This window comes from Ramlibacter sp., assembly GCF_013697775.1.
Classification (GTDB): domain Bacteria; phylum Pseudomonadota; class Gammaproteobacteria; order Burkholderiales; family Burkholderiaceae_C; genus Ramlibacter.
The window spans coordinates 1-6,784 of sequence record NZ_JACCWG010000019.1; the positions used below are offsets into that span (position 1 = coordinate 1).

Annotated in this window: 6 protein-coding genes and 1 pseudogene; all 7 read left to right on the forward strand. The window is 70.8% G+C overall.

Features of this window, described 5'->3' with window-relative positions; all coding sequences use genetic code 11:
* Window positions 1–1,396: chemotaxis protein CheA (locus H0U68_RS01000; protein WP_296352259.1), on the forward strand; the 1,396-nt coding region annotated here is incomplete at its 5' end.
* A 27-nt stretch (window positions 1,397–1,423) separates the two neighbouring features.
* The gene (locus tag H0U68_RS01005; protein WP_296352261.1) at window positions 1,424–1,933 is read left to right on the forward strand and encodes a chemotaxis protein CheW; all 510 of its coding nucleotides are present in this window, start codon (window positions 1,424–1,426) and stop codon (window positions 1,931–1,933) included.
* 25 nt (window positions 1,934–1,958) lie between these two features.
* Complete coding sequence (locus tag H0U68_RS01010; RefSeq protein WP_296352262.1) at window positions 1,959–3,674, forward strand: methyl-accepting chemotaxis protein; 1,716 nt, start codon at window positions 1,959–1,961, stop codon at window positions 3,672–3,674.
* Between the two features lie 244 nt (window positions 3,675–3,918).
* Window positions 3,919–4,908: pseudogene (locus tag H0U68_RS01015) on the forward strand (methyl-accepting chemotaxis protein); the annotation flags it as partial.
* Complete coding sequence (locus H0U68_RS01020; protein ID WP_296352264.1) at window positions 4,908–5,741, forward strand: CheR family methyltransferase; 834 nt, start codon at window positions 4,908–4,910, stop codon at window positions 5,739–5,741. The pseudogene H0U68_RS01015 and the gene H0U68_RS01020, both read left to right, overlap by 1 nt.
* A 5-nt stretch (window positions 5,742–5,746) precedes the next feature.
* Entirely contained in the window at window positions 5,747–6,349 is a 603-nt protein-coding gene (cheD, locus tag H0U68_RS01025) for a chemoreceptor glutamine deamidase CheD (RefSeq protein WP_296352266.1), read from the forward strand.
* The coding region (locus H0U68_RS01030; protein WP_296352268.1) for a response regulator at window positions 6,346–6,784 on the forward strand (439 nt) is incomplete at its 3' end. The genes cheD and H0U68_RS01030, both read left to right, overlap by 4 nt.

Consider the following 6,784-nt stretch of genomic DNA (forward strand, 5'->3'; position numbering starts at 1 on the left):
GGCGCCGGCGGCGCCGCCGGCGATCGCGCTGGACAACGGCGACGAGCTGTTCATCGATCCCGAGGAATTCAAGCGCAAGCGCGCGGGCGCCGACGCAGCGGCCGCGGCTATCGTGTCCCTCGCGGCCGAACCGCCGGCCAGCCAGTCCCTCGCCGAACCGCAGCCGAGCGACGACACCGCGCTGCTGCACGAGCCGATCGGCCTGCCCGCAGGCGAAACCGCGTACATCCGCGTGGCCACCGAGAAGATCGACCTGCTGGTCAACCTGGTGGGCGAACTGGTGATCACCGAAGCCATGCTGGCGCGCTCGGGCATGCTGGAAGGCACGGCCGACGCCAGCGGGTTTTCCGAAGGCGGCCTGGCCGACCTCGCGCGCCACACGCGCAACCTGCAGGAGGCGGTGCTTGCCATCCGCATGCTGCCGATCTCCAACGTGTTCTCGCGTTTTCCGCGGCTGGTGCACGAGCTCTCGCAGCGGCTGGACAAGCGGGTGGAGCTGCGCTTCTTCGGCGAGGCCACCGAGCTGGACCGCGGTCTGATCGAGAAGATCTCGGACCCGCTCACGCACCTGGTGCGCAACGCCATCGACCACGGGCTGGAGCCGCCTGGCGAGCGCGAGGCCGAGGGCAAGCCGGCCACCGGCATGCTGACGCTGCGCGCCAGCCAGCGCGGCGGCAACATCCTGATCGCCGTCAGCGACGACGGCCGCGGCCTGGACCGCGAGCGCATCCTGGCGCGCGCCGCCGAACGCCGCATCCCGATCGCGCACGACGCGCCCGATGCCGAGGTGTGGCAGCTGGTGTTCCAGCCCGGCTTCTCCACCGCGCGCGAAGTCACCGACCTGTCGGGCCGCGGCGTCGGCATGGACGTGGTCCGCCGCAACATCCAGGCGCTGGGCGGCAGCGTGGACCTGGTGTCCACCGCCGGCCAGGGCACCACGGTCACGGTGAGCGTGCCGCTCACGCTGGCCATCATGGAGGCGATGACCGTCTCGGTGGCCGGCCAGACCTACGTGCTGCCGCTGGCGGCCGTCGTCGAATGCGTGAGCGTCGAGCCGGCCAACCTGCACGCGCTGCCCGACCAGGGCGACGCGCTGCGCGTGCGCGACGACTACCTGCCGGTGGTGCACCTGGCGCGCGTGTTCCCGCCGCGCGGCCGCGCCGCCGAACTGGGCGCCATGGCCGTGATCGTGGAAGCCGACGGCGCGTACGCCGCGCTGGTGGTGGACGAGCTGGTCGGCCAGCAGCAGGTGGTGGTGAAAAGCCTGGAAGCGAATTTCCGCAAGGTGCCCGGCCTGGCCGGCGCCACCGTGATGGGCGACGGCTCGGTCGCGCTCATCCTGGACGTGAGCCACATCGTGCGCACCGGCGGCGGCATGGGATCCATGCGGCTGTAGGCCACCAGAGAACAAGAGGAGTTTCGAATGCAGCAACAAAGCTACCGCGCCACCTCGCAAGGCGCGCCCAAGGTGGAAAGCAGGACCAGCGAGTTCCTCACCTTCCGCCTGGGCGCGGAGAGCTACGGCATCGATATCCTGAAGGTGCAGGAGATCCGCAGCTACGAGGCGCCCACGGCGATCGCCAACGCGCCCGACTTCATCAAGGGCGTGATCAACCTGCGCGGCGTGATCGTGCCCATCCTGGACCTGCGGGTGAAGTTCCGCCTGGCCGAGGCGCGCTACGACGACTTCACGGTGGCCATCATCCTCAACGTCGCCTCGCGCGTGGTGGGCGTGGTGGTCGATTCCGTGTCCGACGTGATCTCGCTGGCCGAGGACGCGGTGCGCCCGCCGCCGGAATTCGCATCGTCCGCCTTCGACATCAAGTACATCACCGGCCTGGCCACGGTGGAGGACCTGCTGCTGATCCTGCTGGACATCGAAAAACTCATGACCGGTGCCGACATGGCGCTGGTCGATTCCGCCATGCATTGATTCCGGCACGAAAGCAGTACCAGCCATGAACAGACTCAGCGCGGAATCCGCCCTCCACCTCACCATGGGCATGCTCCTGGCGGCGACCGCCGCCACGGCCGGCTACGGCTGGTACGCGGTGCAGCAGGTCCAGGAGCAGGCGTCGGCCGACACGCGCGTACTGCGCGAACTGGGCCTGGCGGCAGGCCTGCTGCACGGCGCCGAGGCCGGCGCGCGCGCGCAGTCGCTGGAGTTCCGCGCGCTTGCGCGCGGCTTCGAGGCCGGCACGCCCGAGCAGCGGCTGGAGTCGGTGCGCAAGCACGAGGACGGCATCCGCAAGCAGCTGGAGGAAGCGCGCGCGCTGCTGGCGCGCCAGGGCACGGCGGCGGTGGCCGGCGCCACGCTGGCGGCCGAGGCGCAGAAGAATCTGTTGCAGGAATACACCACGCGGCTGCAGCAGGGCACGGCCGGCAGCCAGCCGCCTCCCTCGCTGGAGCGCTGGGGCGACGCCGTCACGGCGGTCGACCAGCTGGTGCAGCAGCGGGGCGCGCGCACCGAGCAGCGCGCCGCCGACCAGGTGCGCGAAACCGGATGGGTGCTGGGCATCCTGTTCGCCTGCACGTTCTTGCTGACCTGGGCCATGCGCAACTGGACCCGCAACGCCAACGCGGGGCCGCTGCGCGCGGCCACCAACGTCGTGCGGCGCGTGGCCGACGGCGACCTGGCGGTGACGGTCGAGGGCATGGACCAGGTGCACACGCGCAAGCTGGCCCGCGCGCTGGAGGACATGACGGCCAACCTGCGTACGCTGGTGGCCGAGGTTGTGCACAGCGCGCAGGTGGTGGCCGACACCAGCTCGCAAATCGCGCAGGGCAACCTGGACCTGTCGCAGCGCACCGAGGAACAGGCCAGCACGCTGGAGGAAACCGCGGGCTCGATGGAGCAGCTGACCTCCACCGTGGCGCAGAACGCCGACAACGCGCGCCAGGCCAGCCAGCTCGCCGTGACAGCGTCGGACGTGGCGCGCAAGGGCGGCCAGGTGGTGGGCCAGGTGGTCAGCACCATGAACGACATCTCGCAGTCGTCGCGCAAGATCGGCGACATCATCGGCGTGATCGACGGCATCGCGTTCCAGACCAACATCCTGGCGCTGAACGCGGCGGTGGAAGCGGCGCGGGCAGGCGAACAGGGCCGCGGCTTCGCCGTGGTGGCGGCCGAAGTGCGCAGCCTGGCGCAGCGCAGCGCCGCGGCGGCCAAGGAAATCAAGTCGCTGATCGGCGACTCGGTGGGCAAGGTCGAGGCCGGCACCAAGCTGGTCGATGCGGCCGGCAGCACCATGGGCGAGATCGTGGCCTCGGTGAAACGCGTCAGCGACCTGATCGCCGAGATCGCGGCGGCCAGCCAGGAGCAGAGTTCGGGCATCGGCCAGGTCAACACCGCGGTGGCGCAGATGGAGCAGGTGGTGCAGCAGAACGCCTCGCTGGTCGAGGAGGCCACGGCGGCCGCCGAATCCATGAAGGACCAGTCGGCCGCGCTGCTGCAGATGATGTCGCGCTTCCAGCTGGGCGGCCGCCAGGGCGGCGAGACAGCGCTCACGCCGCTGCAGCCCGGCGCCGCGCCGGCGCCGCACTACGTGGCTCCGTCGCCGATCCAGGTGCAGGGCAAGCCGGGCAACGCCGCATTGCCGCCCGTGTACACCGCCGCAATCGCCGGCGCCACGCGCAAGCCGCGCGCGCCGGCGGGCGAGTGGGAAGAGTTCTGAGCGGGAGCCGGGCATCATGCTTTCCAATTGGTCCGTACGCGCCCAGGTGAATGTCTTGTATGGCCTGACGATGGCCGGCATCCTTGCGACCGCCGCCGTCGGCGTGCAGGTGGTGGGCACCGCCGAGAAGCTGTGGGGGTCGCTGCTGGTGCTGGTTGTTTTCGCCGGCCTCGGCCTGCTGCTGCGGCTGGCGATCCACCGCGGCATCCTGCGTTCCGTGCGGGCCACCCAACACTTCGTCAACCGGGTCGCCAAGGGTGACCTGACCGTGCAGGTCGGCGTGTCCGCGTTCGGCGAAACGCAGAGGATGCTGGAGGCGCTCCAGGCCATGGCGCGCGACCTGCAGATGGTGGTGCGCCAGGTGCGGCAAGCCGCGCAGACGGTGGCCGATACCAGCTCGCAAATCGCGCAGGGCAACCTGGACCTGTCGCAGCGCACCGAGGAACAGGCCAGCACGCTGGAGGAAACCGCGGGCGCGATGGAAGAACTGACCTCCACCGTGGCGCAAAACGCCGACAGCGCGCGCCAGGCCAGCCAGCTTGCCGTCGGTGCGCTGGAGGTGGCGCGCAAGGGCGGCCAGGTGATGAGCCAGGTGGTCAGCACCATGAACGGCATTTCCGGGTCGTCGCGCAAGATCGGCGACATCATCGGCGTGATCGACGGCATCGCGTTCCAGACCAACATCCTGGCGCTGAACGCCGCCGTGGAAGCGGCGCGGGCAGGCGAGCAGGGGCGCGGCTTCGCCGTGGTGGCGGCCGAGGTGCGCAGCCTGGCGCAGCGCAGCGCTGCGGCGGCCAAGGAAATCAAGTCGTTGATCGGCGACTCGGTGGGCAAGGTCGAGGCCGGCACCAAGCTGGTGGACGCCGCCGGCAGCACCATGGGCGAGATCGTGGCCTCGGTGCAGCGCGTCAGCGACCTGGTGGCGGAAATCGCGGCGGCCAGCCGTGAACAGAGCTCGGGCATCAGCCAGGTCAACACCGCGATGGCGCAGATGGAGCAGGTGGTGCAGCAGAACGCATCGCTGGTGGAGGAGGCCAGCGCCGCGGCCGAATCGATGAAGGCGCAGGCCGTGCTGCAGCTGCAGCTGGTGTCGCGCTTCACGGTGGAGGACGCGGCGGACGCGCCTTTCGCGCCGCGCGGGCCGGCGCCGGTCCGGGCCAGGTCCACCGCCGCGGCGCTGCCGCCGGCCTCCCGCACTTCCCGTGCGCCGGCGGGCAACTGGGAAGCGTTCTAGTGCAGCAGTCAACCGGCTCCTCTGGCGACACGGCGCAGCTGCTGGGCGAGCGGGAATTCACGCTCGCCTGCCGCCTGATCGGCGACTACGCGGGCATCAAGCTCAGTCCGCACAAGCGCTACATGGTGCACAACCGGCTGTCGCGCCGGGTGCGCGCACGCGGCGTGGACAGCTTCGCCACCTACCTCGATCTGGTGCAGGCGGACGCGGCCGAGCGCGAGGCCTTCGTCAACGCGCTCACCACCAACCTCACCGCGTTCTTCCGCGAGCCGCACCATTTCGAGCTGCTGCGCACGCGCGCCCAGGCGCACCGCCAGCGCGAGAACCGGCCGCTGCGCGTGTGGTGCTCGGCCTGCTCCACCGGCGAGGAAGCCTGGTCGATCGCCATGGCCTTGCGCGAAGCCGGCTGCCCGGGCGAAGTGCTGGCCAGCGACATCGACACCGAAGCGCTGGACGCGGCGGCCGGCGGCGTGTATTCGCAGGAGCGCATCGGCGGGCTCACCGGCGAGCGGCTGCGCGCGCACTGGCTGCGCGGCGTGGGCGCCAACGCCGGCTGGGTCAGCGTGCGGCCCGAGCTGCGCACCATGGTGAAATTCATGCAGCTGAACCTGCAGGCGCCGCACTGGCCGGCGCTGGAGCCGTTCGACGCGGTGTTCTGCCGCAACGTGGTGATCTACTTCGAGCGCGAGGCGCAAAAGCGCCTGCTGGAGCGCTTCGCCACGGTGCTGCGCCCGCGCGGCGTGCTGATGGTGGGCCATGCCGAAAGCTTCCCCGCCGGGCACCCCGCCTTCCGCGCGGCCGGGCGCACCGCCTACGACTTCGCGCCGGGCTGAACGCGATGGACATCACCGCACCCGCCCGCTACTTCGACCGCGACTTCCAGGTCGAGGCGGTGAAGATCCTGCCCGGGCAGTACTACGCTACCGCCGGCGAAGGGTCCATCGCCACCGTGCTCGGCTCCTGCGTGTCCACCTGCCTGTGGGACCCGGGCGCGCGCATCGGCGGCATGAACCACTTCATGCTGCCCGGCGAACCCACGGCCACGGTCTCGCCCTGGGGCCTGTCGGCGCGCTTCGGGCTGTACGCCATGGAAGTGCTGATCAACGAGATGCTGCGCCTGGGCGCCGACCGCCGGCGGCTGGTGGCCAAGGTGTTCGGCGGCGCGCGCGTGCTGCAGGGCTTCGACACGCTGGACGTGGGCGCGCAGAACAGCCAGTTCGTGCTGGCCTTCCTGCACGAGGAAGGCATCCGCATCGCCGCGCAGGACCTGCTGGGCGTGCATCCGCGCAAGCTGCATTTCTTTCCGGCCACCGGCAAGGCGCAGGTGAAGAAACTGTCGCTGCACACCGAAGAGGCGCAGCGGCAGGAGCGCGAGTACCTGTCCGAGCTGCGCCGCCGGCGCGGCGGCGGCGACGTCGAAATCTTCTCGCCGCCGCGATGATCCGCGTCCTGGTCATCGACGATTCGGCCGTGATGCGGGCCTTCCTCGGCCGCGTGGTCGAGGCCCAGCCCGACATGGAACTGGCGGCCGTCGTGCCCGACCCGCTGCTGGCCATCGAGCGCATCCGCCGCAGCGCGCCCGACGTGATCACGCTGGACGTGGAAATGCCCGGCATGAACGGCCTGGATTTCCTGGCCAAGCTGATGGCGGTGCGCCCGCTGCCGGTGCTGATGATCTCCTCGCTCACGCGCCAGGGCACGGAAGCGACCTTCCGCGCACTGGAGCTGGGCGCCGTGGACTTCGTGCCGAAGCCGGCGGCCTTCACCGAACTCGACGGCCTGGCGCAGGACATCGCCGACAAGATCCGCGAAGCCGCGCAGGCCCGCGTGTTCCGCCGCCGCGCGGCACCCGCGCCGGCGCCGCGCGTGCCGCACC